Raw genomic sequence first — 15,506 nt, 5'->3', positions numbered from 1 at the left:
GGGTTTTGCATGAATATCGTTCATGTTGGTGCGCAGGCCAGACCGGTAGAATCGCGGCGTTTTCTCATGATCAGGACCAGGGATATGTCGTATCGCGTCGTCACCAGCCTATTGATGCTGTTTTTAAGCGGGGGCGCCGTTGCGCAAGGTCCGGACATTTCCTACGCCCGGGACATTCAACCGATCTTCACCGAAAAGTGCGTGGCCTGCCATGCCTGCTACGACTCCGCCTGTCAGCTCAATCTGGGCAGTGGTGAAGGGGCGACCCGAGGGGCAACCAAGGCGCCCGTTTATGATGGTGAACGCAGACAGGCCGCAGCGCCGACCCGGCTGTTTTATGACGCCTTCGGCAAACGCGCCTGGCAGCAAAAAGGCTTTTATTCGGTGCTCGACGCCCAAGGCAGCCAGGCGGCACTGATGGCGCGCATGCTCGAGCTGGGCCACAAAACGCCGTTGCAACCCAATGCCAAACTACCGGAAGAGATCGTCCTGGGTCTGAACCGGGAGAACGTGTGCGCCATGCCGGCCGAATTCGACGGCTATGCCCGTTCTCATCCCAAAGAAGGCATGCCGCTGGCGGTCACCGGTCTGACCGATCAGCAATACCAGACGCTGCAACGCTGGCTGGCCTCCGGCGCGCCGATCGATGAGCAGGGCCTGGTGCCCAGCGCCAGGGAAGCCCTGCAGGTGGTGCAGTGGGAAAACCTGCTCAACGCGCCGGGCGCCCGGGAAAGCCTGGTGGGACGCTGGTTGTTCGAGCACTGGTTTTTGGCCCACCTCTATTTCAAGGACGGCGAGCCGGGGCATTTCTTTCAATGGGTGCGTTCGCGCACGCCGACCGGCCAGCCCATTGACCTGATCAACACCCGTCGTCCGAATGACGATCCGGGCACTCAGGTCTATTACCGTTTATGGCCGGTGCAGGGCGTGATCGTGCACAAGACCCACATCACCTATCCGCTCAGCGCGGCAAAGATGGCGCGGATCAAAAGCCTGTTCTACAGCGCCGACTGGCAGGTCAACGCGCTGCCGGGTTATGGGCCGGAACGCCGGGCCAATCCGTTCGCCACGTTCGAGGCGATTCCGGCGCAGGCGCGTTATCAGTTCATGCTCGATAACGCCGAATACTTCGTACGCACCTTTATTCGTGGCCCGGTCTGCCGCGGCCAGATCGCCACCGACGTGATTCGCGATAACTTCTGGGCGCTGTTCCAGGCCCCGGAGCATGACCTTTACATCACCGACCCGAATTATCGCGGCCAGGCCACGCCGCTGCTGGCGATGCCGGGGCAGAACGATGACGTCGGCAGTGTCCTGAGCCTGTGGCACGACTACCGCGACAAACGCAACGAATACGAGGCCCTGCGCCGGGACAGCTATGCCGACTTGCCAGCCCCGAGCTGGTCGACCCTGTGGGCCGGCAATGACAACGCGCTGCTGAGCATCTTCCGGCATTTCGACAGCGCCTCGGTGAACAAAGGGCTGATCGGTGAAGTGCCGCAGACGATGTGGCTGTTCGATTTCCCCTTGCTGGAACGCACGTATTACCAGTTGGCGGTCAACTTCGATGTGTTTGGCAACCTATCCCATCAAGCCCAGACCCGGCTTTACTTCGATCTGATTCGCAATGGTGCCGAGCAGAACTTCCTGCGCTTGATGCCGGCCGATTCACGGGATGGGTATCTCGACGATTGGTATCAGAACGGCGGCCAACTCAAGATGTGGCTGGATTACGAGTACATCGACAACGACAAACCCACGGCACTGACGCTGGACGAGAAGGACCCGAAACGCGATTTCGCCCTGCAATTGCTGGCCCGGTACGGTGAGCTCAATGCCAATCCCGACCCGATCAACCGCTGCGACGGTGCTTACTGCTCGCGACCGAACATCGACCCGGCATTGCAGAACGCCGAGCAGGCCCTGAGCCGCCTGACTTCGCGTCCGGCGGCGGGGATGAAGGTCATCGATCACTTGCCGGAAGCCACGATGCTGCGTATCGAGAGCCAAAGCGGCAAGCGCGAGATCTACAGCCTGCTGCGCAACCGGGCCCACAGCAACGTGGCGTTCCTGCTGGGGGAGTCGCGGCGCTATCAGCCGGGGCTCGATACGTTGACGATTTATCCGGGGGTACTCAGCAGCTACCCGAATTTCATGTTCAACATTCCGGCCGGCCAAGTGCCTGCTTTCGTTGATGCGATGGAAATCGCGAAGGACGCTGCCAGTTTTGAGAAAATCGTCGAACGCTGGGGCATCCGCCGCAGTCACCCGCAGTTCTGGCAGTATTTTCATGACCTGAGTCGCTATATCCACGACACCAACCCGGTGGAAGAGGGCGTGCTGGACATGAACCGCTACGAGAATCTTTGAGGTGCCTGCGATTCAGTGTGGGAGCGGGCTTGCTCGCGAAAGCGGTGTGTCAGGCAACATCAATGTTGACGGTGCCGCCGCCTTCGCGAGCAAGCCCGCTCCCACATTGGATCAGCGCATCTTTCCCGACAAAAATACTAGGACTTTGTGCGGCGCGATGATTGGCGTAAACTGCGTCCAAGCCTGCGAGGAGTTTCCATGACCGCTATTACCATTACCGACGCCGCCCACGATTACCTGGCTGATCTGCTCTCCAAGCAGAACACCCCGGGTATCGGCATCCGCGTCTTTATCACCCAGCCTGGCACCCAGTACGCCGAAACCTGCATTGCCTATTGCAAGCCGGGCGAAGAAAAACCTGAAGACACCGCGCTGGGGCTCAAAAGCTTCACCGCGTACATCGATCACTTCAGCGAAGCCTTCCTGGATGATGCAGTCGTCGACTACGCCACCGACCGCATGGGCGGCCAGCTGACCATCAAGGCGCCAAACGCCAAAGTACCGATGGTCAACGCCGATAGCCCGGTCAACGAGCGCATCAACTACTACCTGCAAACCGAGATCAACCCGGGGCTGGCCAGCCACGGCGGTCAGGTCAGCCTGATCGATGTGGTCGAAGACGGCATCGCCGTGCTGAAGTTCGGCGGCGGTTGCCAGGGCTGCGGCCAGGCAGACGTCACCTTGAAGGAAGGCATTGAGCGCACCTTGCTTGAGCGTATTCCTGAGCTCAAGGGTGTTCGTGACGTGACCGACCACACGCAGAAAGAAAACGCCTACTACTAAGGTGTTCGCTGCGACATAAAAAAACGGTGCTGTGGCGAGGGAGCTTGCTCCCGCTCGACTGCGAAGCAGTCGCAAACCAGCCGATGCATTTTTCCGTGATGAATGCGTTGGTTGATATTGGGACCGCTGCGCGGTCCAGCGGGAGCAAGCTCCCTCGCCACAAGTGCTTCAGGGCCTGTACAAATGCGCATGCCCCGCGCGATACAACGACGATTCACTGAAGTGATCGCTGCCCAACACCCGACCCACCAGAATCAACGCCGTGCGGCGAAACCCTTTGGCTTGAACCTTCCCGGCAATATCCGCCAGCGTCCCCACCACCCAGTCCTGATCCGGCCAGGTCGCCCGATGAATCACCGCGATCGGGCAATCGGCGCCGTAGTGCGGCAGCAGTTCGGCAAGGATCTTCTCCAGATGATTGACCCCGAGGTGGATCGCCATGGTCGCCCCATGCTGCGCCAGACTGCCCAGCTCTTCGCCGGCCGGCATCGCGGTCTTGTCGGCGTAGCGGGTCAGAATCACGCTTTGTGACACGTCCGGCAGGGTCAGTTCAGCACCCAAAAGCGCCGCGCAGGCGGCGGTGGCGGTGACGCCGGGAATGATTTCGAAAGGGATGTCGAGTTCACGCAAGTAGCGAATCTGCTCGCCAATCGCGCCGTACAGGCTCGGATCGCCGGAGTGTACCCGGGCCACGTCCTGGCCGTTGGCATGAGCAGTCTTGATCAGCTCGATGATCTGTTCCAGGTGCAATTCGGCGCTGTTGACCACCTGTTCGGCGCGGTGGCCCTCCAGCACGGCGGCGGGCACCAGGGAGCCTGCATAGATGATGACCGGGCAGCTACGAATCAGCCGCTGGCCTTTGACGGTGATCAGTTCCGGGTCGCCTGGGCCGGCGCCAATGAAGTAGACGGTCATCGTCGTTTCCTGTCAGAAAAGGGGTATGGGCACGCTTCAGATGAAGATTGCTCATGATCGAAGGCGGGGATTATCGGGGATTTTACGCGGCGCTGGCCAATGCGAGGGTGGCCTGGGCGTATTTTTGTCGTGGAATCAGCAACTTTGCCGGTGCTTGGGCCAATTGTTCGGCCAGTGCCAGCGCGGCACTTTCCGCTACGCCGTAACAGCCGGTGCGTTCGAACGCGATGTCCGAGTGATGGCTGAGTTGCGGTTCATAACCGGCCAATTGTTCGCTGCTGAAATACATTAACGGCAAGGCCAGCTGTTCGGCCAGTTCGATCAGGGCGGGTTCTTCGCGCTTCAGGTCGATACTGGCCAGGGCCTTGATCTCACGGAGCTCGATTTGATGGGCCTGTAATGCCTGATCAAGCAGCGCCCGCAACGTGCTGACGGGGCAGCCGCGCTGGCAGCCCAGGCCGACCACCAGGGTCGGCGCTGCGCTGACGTCAGTCATGCGCAATACTGGCCATCGCTTTTGCGGCGGAACAACCAGGCGCTGATCAGGCCCAGGGCCAGCCAGAACGCCATGTTGGTTAGCTGCGAAGCGATTTTGAACTGCGTTTCCAGAGCTTGCGGTGCCAGCATCGAATGGACTTCCGGCTGCGGCGCACCGATCACATGAGGCACAGCCAGGATTGCCACGCCGAGTACCTTCATCAGCCAGTGGCGGCTGAAAGCGACCAGCGCGATGCCGACAGCGGTGGATGCGGCGGTGCCAATCCACCAGATCTGCCGTTGCGCCAGATCTGCCGCGGCGGTGCCTGGCAGTTCAGGTGGCAGGCCGAGGGTTGGCGCCAGCACGAACGTTGCGTAACCCGCCAGGCCCCAGAGCAGGCCCTGAGAAGTACGGCGTGGAGCGCGCAAGGTGTAGAGGCCCGCCAGCATCAAAGCGAAACCGACCGATACCACCAGATTGCCGCCGGTGGTCGACAGCACGCGCTGCCAGCCATCTTCGGGCTCCCAGGCTTCGGCATCGTGGGTGTGAGCGGTGACAGCTCCCGCGGCATGCTCGTGGATTTGAACCGCGGCCGGCTCGGATTTTTCGTAGGTCTCGGCCTGCAAAATCAGCGGAGCCACCCAGAAGCTTTGCAGCAGGGTGAGCAGCAGGGCGGCCAGCAGCCCGGTGAAACCTGCGGTTTGCGCAATACGCTTGATCATGTCAGCAGGTCTCAATGGCACGGGAATGCGGCGCTGTGACGGGTATCGTGCGCGGCGTTGTGTACCGCTTCGATGTGCGAGAAACCGGCGAAATACACAAGGCTGGCGCCAAGGATCGACGCACAAAAAGCGGCGGTCAGGCGTTGGCTCAGGGTAGTGGTGGTGCTGATCGTGCTCTTTTTATCGGTGTTGCTGGCGGTGCTGCTGATGATCGACATGGCGCTTCCCTCTGGTCTGTCAGCGGGTGAATAGAGCGCATGAAAACCTCCGCACGCCGGGGCACGCCGAGATTTCGAACAGCGCCCGCCCACCGCGGGTTTGTTATTCAGTGAACGTAAAAGTCACTTTGTGTTGCGGGCCGGTCTCCGGGCTCGCGAGGGGCAGGGCTTGCGCCCAGACCTGCAAGCATCACCTTCCCATGCCATATGACGGGCACAGTGGATCTGACGCTTCACTCGCTTACCGTTGCGGGGGCAGCACCGGACTGACATGGCTTTAGAGTAAAGCACATGATTCACCGGTTTCCCGTTTCACCCTGTGAAGGGCACCCGTAACAAGGCGTGTAGGAGAGCATGGGCGGGGGTTGGGCGTCAATTGGCAAGGGTTCTCACTTGGATGCCCGCTGCTGACTGGCTCTTTGTAGGAGCTGCCGAAGGCTGCGATCTTTTGATGTTGCTTTCAAAAACAAGATCAAAAGATCGCAGCCTTCGGCAGCTCCTACAGGGGGGCGGCGTGCTCAGTGATTGACCCGCCCCCACACGATGCGTAGCCTTGCGCTTTCGAGGTTCTTCGGCATTTGCCGAAGCTAAGAAGGGAACGCGGTCGATGCCGCGGCTGCCCCCGCAACTGTGAACGGTGATGTTCGCTGCCACGCCACTGCAAACCCTGATCCATCAGGTTCGCGGGAAGGCGCAGCAAACGCCAGTCGAACGATTGGCACACCGTCAGCCAGGAGACCTGCCTCGACACAGATTCTCACTACAACCGGGCGGGGTGATCCGGTGGCGAACTCTTCCACGCGCGCATCCGCCGCTGCGATTGTCGTCCCGTATGCCCGCTATCTTGCCAAAGGGCATCCGATGAAAACACTGGCTAAACTCCCCGTCACCATCGTTACCGGCTTCCTCGGCTCGGGCAAAACCACCTTGCTGCGCCACATGCTCGACAACGCCCAGGGCCGTCGTATCGCGGTGATCGTCAACGAGTTCGGCGAGCTGGGCATCGACGGCGAAATCCTCAAGCAGTGCTCGATCGGTTGCACCGAAGAAGAAGCCAACGGTCGCGTTTATGAACTGGCCAACGGCTGCCTGTGCTGCACCGTTCAGGAAGAATTCTTCCCGGTGATGCGCGAACTGGTGGCCCGTCGCGGCGACCTCGACCACATCCTCATCGAAACCTCGGGCCTGGCCCTGCCAAAGCCTTTGGTTCAAGCCTTCCAGTGGCCAGAAATCCGCAGCGCCTGCACCGTTGACGCGGTGATCACCGTGGTCGACAGCCCGGCCGTCGCTGCTGGTACCTTCGCTGCGTTCCCGGATCAGGTCGACGCCATGCGCAAACTTGACCCGAACCTGGACCACGAATCGCCGCTGCATGAGCTGTTCGCCGACCAACTGGCCAGCGCCGACCTGGTGATCCTCAACAAGGCCGATCTGATCAGCGCCGCAGACCTGGCCCGCGTGCGCCTGGAAGTCGCCGAAGAACTGCCGCCAGCGGTGAAAGTCATCGAAGCCAGCAGCGGTCGTCTGCCACTGGACGTGCTGATCGGCCTCGGCGCCGGTTCCGAAGAACACATCGACAGCCGGCACAGCCATCACGATCATCACCATGAAGGTGAAGACGGCCATCACGATGACCACGACCACGACGCATTCGATTCCATCTCGATCGAGCTGCCACAAGCCGACGAAAGCCTGCTGATGGATGCGCTGACTCAATTGGTGGTCCAGCACGGCATCCTGCGAGTCAAAGGTTTTGCAGCGGTGCCGAACAAACCGATGCGCCTGCTTATCCAGGGCGTGGGCACGCGTTTCGACAAGCACTTCGACCGTCAGTGGGGTGCTGAAGAAGCGCGCAGCACCCGTCTGGTGTTGATCGGTCAGGGCCTGGACGCCGCTGCGCTCGAAGCGCAATTGCGCGCTGCGCTCAGCGTTTAAGCCATGCACCTGCTCAGGACCCAGCCCGGCGGTTTCGTGTCGGATGACAACATTGCCGACCTTGGACAAACCCCCGCCGAGCTGGTGATCCTGTGCAGCGGCGATTCCAGCCTGGCGTTGCTCGCCGAAGCGGCGCAACAGTTGCCCGACGATTACCCGAGCGTGCGCCTGGCCAACCCGATGCAGGTGCAGAACCACGCCTCGGTCGATCTCTATGTCGATGAAGTGCTGCGCCACGCCAAGGTGATTCTGATCTCGCTGCACGGCGGCATCGCCTATTGGCGTTACGGCATTGAGCGGCTGGTGGAATTGTCCGAGCGCGGTGTGCAGCTGATTCTGGTGCCGGGGGACGATCGCCCGGACCCGGAACTCAGTGACCTGAGCACCGTAACCGCGCAAGACCGCGACCGGCTCTGGCACTTCCTGCGTCAGGGCGGCATGGCCAACGCACTCGACCTGTTTCGCTGCCTCGCCAATCGCTGGCTGGATCGCGACTACTCATGGTCCGAGCCGCAAACCCTGCCACGCACGGCGATCTACCACCCGCACAAAAGCCCCGCTGAGTTGAGTGATTGGCAAGCCGACTGGCAAGCTGATCAGCCGGTGGCGGCGGTGCTGTTTTACCGCTCGCATTTGCAGGCGGCGAACACCGGTTTCATCGATATTTTCTGCCAGTGTCTGCAGGCAGCGGGGTTGAATCCGTTGCCGATTGCGCTGGCCAGTTTGAAAGAGCCCGGCTGCCTGACGGTGGTTGAGGACTTGCTGGATGAAGCCGAGGCGGGGGTGATTCTCAACACCACCGGTTTCGCCCAGTCCAGCCCCGAAGCGCCGCACCTGCGGCCGTTTCGCCGCAACATTCCAGTGATTCAAGCGATCTGCGCCCAGGACAATGAACCCGGTTGGCGCGCCAGCGAACAAGGCCTCGGTCCCCGCGACCTGGCGATGCACATCGCACTGCCGGAGCTGGACGGGCGGATCATCAGCCGGCCGATCAGTTTCAAGGACCTGGCCTGGCGCAGCGAGCGCAGTCAGTCAGACGTGGTCTGCTACCGGCCGCAACCTGAGCGCATGGATTTTGTCGCCGAACTGGCCCGGCGCTGGATCGATCTGGCGCGGGTGCCCAACGGCGAAAAACGCATCGCCCTGATCCTCGCCAACTACCCGACTCGCGATGGGCGTATCGGCAACGGCGTCGGCCTCGATACTCCGGCTGCGGCGTTGAACATCCTCCGAGCGCTGCACGCTGAAGGTTATCCGCTGCCGGCTGAATTGCCAGGCACCGGCACCGCGCTGATCCAGCAATTGCTCGGCGGCGTCAGCAACGACCTCGACACCCTCGATCAGCGTCCCTGTCATCAAAGCCTCGCGCTGGACGACTACAACCTGATGTTCAACGCGCTGCCCGAGGCCAATCGCCAAGCCGTGCTGGAGCGCTGGGGCGCGCCCGAAAGCGATCCAATGTTCCGTGGCGGACGAATGATGATTGCTGGTCTGCGCTTCGGCCTGACCTTTGTTGGCATTCAACCGGCCCGGGGTTATCAGGTTGACCCGAGCGCGGTCTATCACGACCCCGACCTGGTGCCGCCTCACGGTTATCTGGCGTTCTACTTCTGGTTGCGCAACACCTACGGCGCTCACGGCGTGATCCATGTGGGCAAGCACGGCAACCTCGAATGGCTGCCGGGCAAAGGCGTCGGGCTGTCGGAAAACTGCTGGCCGGATGCGTTGCTCGGGCCGCTGCCGAACATCTATCCGTTCATCGTCAACGACCCGGGCGAGGGCGCCCAGGCCAAGCGCCGCACCCAAGCGGTGATCATCGATCACCTGATGCCGCCGTTGACCCGCGCCGAAACCTACGGTCCGCTGCGCAATCTCGAATCGTTGGCCGATGAATATTACGAAGCGCAATTGCTCGATCCGCGCCGCGCCCGGGAACTGCAGCGCGACATTCTGCAACTGGTGCGCGACACGCACATCGACCGCGAACTGCAACTGGACGAGAAACTCGACAGCGATGCCGATGCAGCGATCTGGTTGCCGCGCCTGGACACGTACCTGTGCGACTTGAAGGAGTCGCAGATCCGCGATGGCCTGCACGTGTTTGGCGAGTCGCCGACCGGGCGATTGCGCATCGACACCTTGTTGGCCTTGCTGCGTATTCCCCGCGGAGATGGTCGTGGGGCGCAATCGAGCTTGCTGCGGGCGCTGGCCAAGGCGTTTGCGTTGGGGTTTGATCCATTGGATTGTGCGTTGGCCGAGCCCTGGAGCGGCCCTCGACCAGATGCCTTGTTGTCGATCAGCGATGAAGTCTGGCGCACGGCGGGCGATACCCGTGAACGTCTGGAACTGTTCGCCACTCAACTGATCTCGCTGAGTTTAAATACCGAGGTCGAGTTTCTGAACCCTCCCCAAGTCGAGCCAGGCCCCTGTGAGCGCGAGCCTTTGTGGCGAGGGAGCTTGCTCCCGTTGGGTCGCGAAGCGGCCCCAAAAAATGGGACTGCTGCGCAGTCCAACGGGAGCAAGCTCCCTCGCCACAAAGGTCCACAGGAGTCAGATTGGTCGGAAGTAGACGCCATCATCGACAACCTGCGCGAGGTCATTGCCCCGCGCCTGGACGCCTGCGGCCCAGCGGAAATGCGCGGCCTGCTCGACGCCCTCAGCGGCCGATTCGTCCCCGCTGGCCCGAGCGGCGCACCGAGTCGCGGACGGCTGGACGTACTGCCCACCGGGCGCAATTTCTATTCGGTGGACGTGCGCAACCTGCCAACCACCACCGCGTGGCGCATCGGCTTCCAGTCCGCAAACCTGATTCTTGAGCGACACTTGCAGGACCATGGCGATCACCTGCGGCAGCTCGGTCTGTCGGTCTGGGGCACCGCAACCATGCGCACCGGCGGCGATGACATCGCCCAGGCCATGGCGCTGATGGGCGTGCGTCCGGTGTGGGCGACGGGCAGCCAGCGGGTCGACGATTTCGAAATTTTGCCATTGAGCTTGCTGGACCGCCCACGGGTGGACGTGACCTTGCGCGTCTCCGGATTCTTCCGCGATGCCTTTGCCAACCTGATCCGGCTGTTCGACGCCGCTGTGCAAGCGGTCGCCGCGCTGGATGAACCGGACGATCTCAACCCGTTGGCGGCCAAGGTCCGCGCCGAGCGGCAAGCGTTGCTGGAATCCGGGCTGGATGAAGAAGCGGCGCGGCGTCAGGCCGGCTGGCGCATCTTCGGGGCCAAACCGGGTGCTTACGGAGCGGGCGTGCAGGGCGCCATCGACGGTCGCTTGTGGCAAAGCCGCGAAGACCTGGCCGAGGTTTACCTGAACTGGGGCGGCTATGCTTACGGCGGCTCTGACGAAGGCACCGCCGCTCGCGAACAGTTCGCCCAGCGTTTGAGCCAGGTGCAGGCGGTGCTGCAAAACCAGGACAACCGCGAGCACGACTTGCTCGATTCTAACGACTATTACCAGTTCCAGGGAGGCATGCTGGCGGCCGTCGAAAGCCTCAGCGGTGAAGCGGCGGCCAGTTACCATGGCGACCACAGTCAGCCGGATTTGCCGAAGATCCGCACCTTGAAGGAAGAGCTGAATCGGGTGATCCGTTTCCGGGCGGCCAATCCGAAATGGATCGACGGGGTCAAGCGTCATGGCTATAAAGGTGCGTTCGAACTGGCGGCGACGGTCGATAACCTGTTTGCCTTCGACGCCACCACGCAGTTGATCGACGACCACCAATATGCGTTGCTGGCGGATGCCTATTTGCTCGATCCAGCAACCCGGGAGTTTGTCCGCGAACACAATCCCCATGCCTTGCGCGACATGACCGAACGCATGCTCGAAGCGCAGCAGCGGGGGCTGTGGAAAGAGCCGGGCGAGTACCGCGAGGCGCTGGAGAATTTGTTGCTGGATATAGAAGAAGACGGGTAGCTGGCGAGCAAAGGACACCTGTGGCGAGGGAGCTTGCTCCCGCTGGGCTGCGCAGCAGCCCCAAAACTAAAACCAGGTTCTGTCAGGCACACCGCATTTTCAGGTTTACGACTGCTACGCAGCCGAGCGGGAGCAAGCTCCCTCGCCACAGAGTTATCACCGACCATGACCGAGATTTGAACATGACTGACACCCCACATTTCCCGCTCTCCGCCGTGGTCGGCGCCGATGACTTGAAGCTCGCGCTATACCTGACTGCCATCGACCCAAAAATCGGTGGCGTACTGATCGAAGGCCCGCGCGGCATGGCCAAATCCACCCTGGCCCGAGGTTTGGCGGACCTGTTGGCCAGCGGTCAATTCGTCACCTTGCCCCTGGGCGCCACCGAAGAACGATTGGTGGGCACCCTCGATCTCGACGCGGCCTTGAGCGAGGGCCGCGCGCAGTTTTCCCCCGGCGTACTGGCCAAGGCCGACGGCGGCGTGTTGTATGTCGATGAAGTCAATCTGTTGCCCGATCACCTCGTGGACCTGCTGCTCGACGTGGCCGCTAGCGGCACCAACCTGATCGAACGCGACGGAATTTCCCATCGGCATTCGGCGAAGTTTGTGCTGATCGGCACTATGAACCCGGAAGAGGGCGAGTTGCGTCCGCAATTGCTCGACCGCTTTGGCCTGAACGTCGCCCTCAGTGGCCACACCCCACCGGCCGAACGTGGTCAGATCATCCGTCGCCGACTGGATTTCGACAGCGACCCGCAAGGGTTCTGCGTCGAGTGGGAAAGTCAGCAACACGCACTGCGTGAGCGCTGCCAGAAGGCGCGCTCGGCACTGGCGAACATTCCCCTCGACGATGCCGCGCTGGCGCAGATAACCGAGCGCTGCTTTGCTGCCGGTGTCGATGGCCTGCGAGCCGATCTGGTCTGGCTACGTGCAGCTCGGGCCCATGCGGCCTGGCGCGGAGCGAATGCCATTGGCGAAGAAGATATCGACGCGGTCGCCGAGTTAGCCTTGCGCCATCGCCGTCGCGAATACTCGCCACCGGCGCCGCACCAATCCCAGGCACCGCAGCCGCCCTCGAACGGGCACGCCAATCCGAGCGAAGGTCAGGGCCAGTGGGGCGAAATGCCCGCCCAGGCGCTGCCGGTCGGCGCCCGACGTGAGGTGCCGAGCTGGCCAAAAAAGCCCTAGGCATTCGCCCTCGATCGGACGCGGGGGCGAATGCCAGACCCCGTGCAGGACGGCTGAATCACGGCAAACAGGGCAAGCGTTACGCGGCCCTGAGCGGATCGATCAATTGGCCCGGCACGTTGCTCAATGGTCGACCGCGTCAACGCGACGATGTGCTGTTTCACCTGCGCACCCGCAGCCCTCATGAGTTATGGCTGGTGATCGTCGACGCCTCGGCCTCGACCCGGCGCCATCAAGCGTTGAGCGATGCCAAGGGCTTGTTGGCACAACTGTTCGACGACGCCTATCGACAGCGTGCGCGCCTGGCGTTGCTGACCGCCAGCGGTCATATGCCGAAGTGGCAGGTGCAAGGGTTGAAAGCCTCGGCTGGCTTGCGCGACTGGCTCGACGGGCTCGGGGCCGGCGGCGGTACGCCGATGCTGGCAGCGTTGGGCGAGGCAGGGCTCTGGCTGGCGGCTCGGCAGAAGCGTTTTCCGGCAGAGCAGCAACGGCTGCTGCTGGTGACGGATGGACGACTGAAGGAATGGTCAGCGTTGCCAACACTCGATTGCCCGGGGCTGCTGATCGACATCGAGCGCGGGCCGATTCGTCTTGGCCGGGCTAAAGTGTTGGCGGCTCAACTGCAAACGCATTATCAACATATCGATGAGCTGTAGCAGGGCGAAAAGATCGCAGCCTTCGGCAGCTCCTACAGGGAGCGGGTACATCCGCAAATGATGGGTGAGTAGCGGGTACATCCGCGAATGATTGGCGCACATGCGGGTACATCCGCGTATGGCGGGTGTGCCACAATCGGTGTAGGAGCTGCCGAAGGCTGCGATCTTTTGATCTTCACAGGAGTGACCCATGCGCGTTCTAGCCCGCAACGATCAGGACGATTTCCGCGTCAAAGCCTACGCTGGCACCAATGGCGTGTTGCTGGCAATCGATCTGGCCGAACCCCGCCGCAAAGGCCTGCTGGGTTTCGCCATCGAAAAACAGCAAGGCAGCAAACCCTGGCTGTTTCTGTTCAACAGCCTGACTTTCCCCGGCAAGGCTCATACGTTCCCCCAGTTTCGCGCCACCCCCAGCGATGCCGCGCCGTTGCAGAAATTTCGCTGGGCCGATTACGCGGTCAATCCGGGCGTGACGATCCATTATCGAGTTCACCTGGCCTACGGCACCGCCGATGCGCCGCAGCTGGGTGAGTTTCTGGAGGTGACGCTCACAACCGACAATGGCCTTCCAGCGGGCCAGAGCGTAATCTTCAACCGGGCAGTGGCCGCGAGTCAGGCCTTCCAGCGCAAATTCGCCGACCTCGATGCGCTGCTCAGCGCCAACAAAAAACTGGCCATCGAAGAATGGCCCGACGCTGCGCGGCAATGGCTGGAAAATGGCCTGCTCGCACGTTTGCTGGGGTTTATCGAACGGGCTGAGGATGATCAGTGGGCGCTGGACATCGCGATCTATGAATACCAGTTGCAGGTGATCGTCGATGCGGTGAACGCCGCTTTCGAGCGCGGCGTAAAGGTTCGGGTTTTGTACCACGCCCAACCGGACGAGGACACCACCGCACTGAACGAAGCCCGCCTGGAAAAAATCCCGGCGGCGAACAAGCGCGGGCGGGTCACACACAACATCTTTCACAACAAGTTCATGGTCCTGAGCCGGCTCGACGCAGCGGGGCAGCATCAGCCCGAAGCGGTACTGTGTGGCAGCACCAATTTCACCGCCAACGGCGTTTATCGTCAGGCCAACGTGGTGCATGTGCTGGACGACGCTCGGGTTAGTGCCAGTTATCTGCAAACCTTCGAACAGGTCTGGGGCACGCCAGCAGACGTGGGCGCCACCCGGGAATGGCTCACGGAAAACAATCCGATGCAGCCGGAGCAGGCGCTGTTCGCCGGCTTCTCACCGCGCTCGGGCCAGGGCGACTTGCGTGAGTTCGTCGACATCATCAATGCTGCCAAAAAAGACCTGCTGTTTGTCACGGCGTTCGCCTTGCCGGACGAAGTGCTCAACGCCTTGCTCGGCCTGCCCCACGACGACATCTTGCGTTACGGCCTGCAAAACACCGTCAGCAGCATCACCGGTTTCCACGCTGATCGCACCGCTCAATTTGCCGCCACCGCGCTGCTCAATACTGGTCTGGAAGGCTGGCTCAAGGAAAACATGAAAGGCCAGAAGGGCAGACTGCTGGTACACACCAAAGCCATCGTCGTCGACTTTACCAGTGACAAACCGACGATCATCAGCGGCAGTCACAACCTGAGTGAGGCGGCCAGTAACGGCAATGACGAGAACTACCTGATCATCCGTGGCGACACCGACCTGGCCGATCGTTACGGGCTGGAACTGCTGCGCTTTTACGAGCATTACCGGTTCCGCTACTTCGCAAAAAAACTGGCGCTCAAACAGGTCCGACCGTTGGCAGCGGACGATAGCTGGACCGATGATTATTACCTCGAAGGCGATCTGCGCATGTTGTCGCGGTTGCGCTTTGCCGGACGATAAACAGCCTGGCGGGCTCCCACAGGGGACCTGCGGTGAATCCATTTTTTGTGGACGCCGCAGATCAAAATGTGGGAGCGAGCCCTGCTCGCGATAGCGGTCTGTCAGACGACTCAAACTTGACCCATCAAACGCACATGCAACAGCTCCTGCGTCCGAGGCGCAGTGCATAACGTGCTGAGGGTTTTCTGGCCTGTTGACGTTAAAGGAGGCAAGCAGGTGGGTCTACTCTCAGAAATTACAGGTAGGGCTCTGCTTCATTTTGAATCGCTATGGCTCCAGATGGGGTGCAAGTACTCGAACGTTGTGTCCCACGGTAGCGTTCTCTTATATGTGCGTTTCGTAACGCCTTCCTCGCGCTCACGCGCATCCATCTGATTCAAAACACTTTCCAGACTCCCTGAGATTCCGCCCACAACCTATGGCACACTTTCTGCTGTCTATTCCGTTGTTACATACCATGTTCCGGTATAGCGGAATTAAC

General features: G+C 61.4%; 11 protein-coding genes and 2 riboswitches. Of the genes, 7 read left to right on the top strand and 4 right to left on the bottom strand.

What is annotated here, in order from left to right; all coding sequences use genetic code 11:
* Positions 1-84 precede the first annotated feature (84 nt).
* Both ABH909_RS19285 and nfuA read left to right on the top strand, forming a co-directional pair.
* Positions 85-2,370 (top strand): fatty acid cis/trans isomerase, encoded by a 2,286-nt coding sequence (locus tag ABH909_RS19285; protein WP_429436216.1) that lies wholly within the window; start codon positions 85-87, stop codon positions 2,368-2,370.
* Between the two features lie 198 nt (positions 2,371-2,568).
* On the top strand, positions 2,569-3,153 hold the full coding sequence (gene nfuA, locus ABH909_RS19280; RefSeq protein WP_007941757.1) for a Fe-S biogenesis protein NfuA: 585 nt from the start codon (positions 2,569-2,571) through the stop codon (positions 3,151-3,153).
* Between the two features lie 168 nt (positions 3,154-3,321).
* On the opposite strand, the gene cobM is transcribed toward nfuA, so the two are convergent.
* The 4 genes from cobM to ABH909_RS19260 all read right to left on the bottom strand — a co-directional run bounded on the left by cobM (position 3,322) and on the right by ABH909_RS19260 (position 5,486).
* Positions 3,322-4,068 carry a precorrin-4 C(11)-methyltransferase gene (gene cobM, locus ABH909_RS19275; RefSeq protein ID WP_305445821.1) on the bottom strand — a complete coding sequence of 249 codons (747 nt, stop codon included), beginning with the start codon at positions 4,066-4,068 and terminating at the stop codon, positions 3,322-3,324.
* 82 nt (positions 4,069-4,150) lie between these two features.
* Positions 4,151-4,564, bottom strand: a complete 414-nt coding sequence (locus ABH909_RS19270; RefSeq protein ID WP_007898224.1) for a cobalamin biosynthesis protein — start codon at positions 4,562-4,564, stop codon at positions 4,151-4,153.
* A complete protein-coding gene (locus ABH909_RS19265; RefSeq protein ID WP_429436213.1) occupies positions 4,561-5,268 on the bottom strand; it encodes a CbtA family protein in 708 nt (235 codons plus the stop codon). Before ABH909_RS19265 ends, ABH909_RS19270 begins: the two co-directional genes overlap by 4 nt.
* Before the next feature lie 11 nt (positions 5,269-5,279).
* Positions 5,280-5,486, bottom strand: coding sequence for a CbtB domain-containing protein (locus ABH909_RS19260; RefSeq protein ID WP_063340162.1), 207 nt, complete (start codon positions 5,484-5,486; stop codon positions 5,280-5,282).
* Positions 5,487-5,607: 121 nt separating this feature from the next.
* A riboswitch (cobalamin riboswitch) is annotated at positions 5,608-5,835 on the bottom strand.
* 198 nt (positions 5,836-6,033) lie between these two features.
* Positions 6,034-6,247: riboswitch (cobalamin riboswitch) on the top strand.
* A 100-nt stretch (positions 6,248-6,347) separates the two neighbouring features.
* On the opposite strand from ABH909_RS19260, the gene cobW reads away from it, so the two are divergent.
* The 5 genes from cobW to ABH909_RS19235 all read left to right on the top strand — a co-directional run bounded on the left by cobW (position 6,348) and on the right by ABH909_RS19235 (position 15,025).
* Positions 6,348-7,421 carry a cobalamin biosynthesis protein CobW gene (gene cobW / locus ABH909_RS19255; protein WP_429436210.1) on the top strand — a complete coding sequence of 358 codons (1,074 nt, stop codon included), beginning with the start codon at positions 6,348-6,350 and terminating at the stop codon, positions 7,419-7,421.
* A gap of 3 nt (positions 7,422-7,424) precedes the next feature.
* Positions 7,425-11,342, top strand: a complete 3,918-nt coding sequence (gene cobN / locus ABH909_RS19250; protein ID WP_429436207.1) for a cobaltochelatase subunit CobN — start codon at positions 7,425-7,427, stop codon at positions 11,340-11,342.
* 182 nt (positions 11,343-11,524) lie between these two features.
* Positions 11,525-12,532 (top strand): ATP-binding protein, encoded by a 1,008-nt coding sequence (locus tag ABH909_RS19245; protein ID WP_429436204.1) that lies wholly within the window; start codon positions 11,525-11,527, stop codon positions 12,530-12,532.
* A 119-nt stretch (positions 12,533-12,651) separates the two neighbouring features.
* The gene (locus ABH909_RS19240) at positions 12,652-13,188 is read left to right on the top strand and encodes a vWA domain-containing protein (RefSeq protein WP_429436202.1); all 537 of its coding nucleotides are present in this window, start codon (positions 12,652-12,654) and stop codon (positions 13,186-13,188) included.
* 190 nt (positions 13,189-13,378) lie between these two features.
* Positions 13,379-15,025: a phospholipase D-like domain-containing protein gene (locus tag ABH909_RS19235; RefSeq protein WP_429436199.1), complete on the top strand. Its 1,647-nt coding sequence runs from the start codon at positions 13,379-13,381 to the stop codon at positions 15,023-15,025.
* Positions 15,026-15,506: the final 481 nt, after the last annotated feature.

The organism is Pseudomonas sp. BS3782 TE3695 (assembly GCF_050435305.1).
Classification (GTDB): Bacteria; Pseudomonadota; Gammaproteobacteria; order Pseudomonadales; family Pseudomonadaceae; genus Aquipseudomonas.
The sequence above is the reverse complement of the archived record's forward strand: the minus strand, read 5'-3'. Positions and strand labels throughout refer to the sequence as shown.

Coding starts and splice junctions, on each gene's coding strand:
- cobM (WP_305445821.1), bottom strand. CDS start 4,068: ATGACCGTCTACTTCATTGGCGCCGGCCCAGGCGACCCGGAACTGATC.
- ABH909_RS19285 (WP_429436216.1), top strand. CDS start 85: ATGTCGTATCGCGTCGTCACCAGCCTATTGATGCTGTTTTTAAGCGGG.
- ABH909_RS19235 (WP_429436199.1), top strand. CDS start 13,379: ATGCGCGTTCTAGCCCGCAACGATCAGGACGATTTCCGCGTCAAAGCC.
- cobW (WP_429436210.1), top strand. CDS start 6,348: ATGAAAACACTGGCTAAACTCCCCGTCACCATCGTTACCGGCTTCCTC.
- nfuA (WP_007941757.1), top strand. CDS start 2,569: ATGACCGCTATTACCATTACCGACGCCGCCCACGATTACCTGGCTGAT.
- ABH909_RS19265 (WP_429436213.1), bottom strand. CDS start 5,268: ATGATCAAGCGTATTGCGCAAACCGCAGGTTTCACCGGGCTGCTGGCC.
- ABH909_RS19270 (WP_007898224.1), bottom strand. CDS start 4,564: ATGACTGACGTCAGCGCAGCGCCGACCCTGGTGGTCGGCCTGGGCTGC.
- ABH909_RS19245 (WP_429436204.1), top strand. CDS start 11,525: ATGACTGACACCCCACATTTCCCGCTCTCCGCCGTGGTCGGCGCCGAT.
- cobN (WP_429436207.1), top strand. CDS start 7,425: ATGCACCTGCTCAGGACCCAGCCCGGCGGTTTCGTGTCGGATGACAAC.
- ABH909_RS19260 (WP_063340162.1), bottom strand. CDS start 5,486: ATGTCGATCATCAGCAGCACCGCCAGCAACACCGATAAAAAGAGCACG.